At 68.0% G+C, this 825-nt stretch carries 1 protein-coding gene; it reads left to right on the top strand.

Annotated elements, in window-relative coordinates; genetic code table 11:
- Positions 1 to 825, top strand: an 825-nt coding sequence (locus tag LV457_RS19975; RefSeq protein WP_255701788.1) for an alpha/beta hydrolase domain-containing protein, incomplete at both ends; no start/stop codon positions are given.

Raw genomic sequence — 825 nt, 5'->3', positions numbered from 1 at the left:
CCAGGTCGGTCGCCTGGTCCGCGAGGGCGCTGTCGACGGGATCGAAGCGGAAGCGGTGCTGGCCGTTGGTGAATCGCAGTCGGCGGCGTTTCTCACCACATACGTCAACGAGGTGGACCCGTCGGCCGGCGCCTACGACGGATTCCTCGTGCACTCCCGGTTCGGGGCGGCCGCACCGCTCGACGGCGCCAGCATCTTTGGCGGGAATGCCGAGCCCGAGGTGGTGCCGTTCCGTCCCGATCTGCGGGTTCCGGTGTTGACCGTCATCACCGAGACCGACCTGATCGGCGGCTTCCGCGCCGGCTACTACCGAGCCAGGCAGCCGGACGACGACAAGCTGCGGGTGTGGGAGATCCCCGGCACCGCGCATGCCGATACCTATACGATCCGCGGCGGCTTCATCGACAGTGGTCGAGCGTCGATCGAGGAGCTCGCCTCCGTCTATGCGCCCACGAAAGAGTTGATGGGGCAACGGCTCTCCTACAGCATCAACTTCGCGCCGCAACACCACTACGTCCTGCAGGCCGCAATCGCCCACGTCGACGGTTGGGTCCGTACCGGCACACCCGCACCCGCCGCGGAACCCATGGCGCTCACCGACGGCGACCCGCCCGCACTGGACCTCGACGCGAACGGCCTCGCTCGCGGCGGCGTGCGCACCCCGTGGGTCGACGTGCCCATCGCGCGGACATCGGGTCTCGCCCCGACGGAAACGCTGATGTCGTTCCTGTTCGGTTCGGGCGAGGTGTTCGACATTGAAACGCTGCGGTCGTTGTATCCCGGCGGCCCGGCGGACTACCTCGAACGCTTCACTGCCGCGTTGGA

It is taken from the genome of Mycobacterium sp. MYCO198283 (assembly GCF_021213805.1).
Lineage (GTDB): Bacteria > Actinomycetota > Actinomycetes > Mycobacteriales > Mycobacteriaceae > Mycobacterium.
This window is presented reverse-complemented; position numbering and strand designations above follow the sequence as displayed.